At 63.1% G+C, this 379-nt stretch carries 1 pseudogene; it reads right to left on the bottom strand.

Annotated features, from left to right (window positions below):
• Window positions 1–110: 110 nt before the first annotated feature.
• A pseudogene (locus DY467_RS26665) lies at window positions 111–379 on the bottom strand (c-type cytochrome); the annotation flags it as partial.

Genomic DNA, 379 nt, shown 5'->3' on the forward strand with positions numbered 1-379 from the left:
TTCTAATATCGGCGGCGCTCGTCCCGCTCTGTTGCGCGAAGGCAAAGGTCGGAGCGCCGAGTACGACAGCGAGGAGGGTGAGACAGGCACCAAACCGCATAACGGCCTCCTCAATTTGAATCGCTGCCGCAGGCGAAGGGAAGGATGAAGCTTCTTTTCAGTGCGGGAGCTGCATTCGGGGGCGCGGGAAGCGTCGCCAGATAGGCGGCGATGGCCGTCACATCGGTTTCGGTCAGGCGAGCAGCCACCTCATGCATGCAATCCGGCGCCTTCACGGTCCTAGTTCCCTACCTCCATGAGACGAGTTGGGCGCTGACGTAGTTGGGGCGAAGCCCAAGCAACCCTGGTATTCCCGGCTCGCGACCGGGCAGCGCCGGGC

Source organism: Rhodopseudomonas sp. BR0G17, from assembly GCF_010907025.1.
Lineage (GTDB): Bacteria > Pseudomonadota > Alphaproteobacteria > Rhizobiales > Xanthobacteraceae > Rhodopseudomonas > Rhodopseudomonas palustris_H.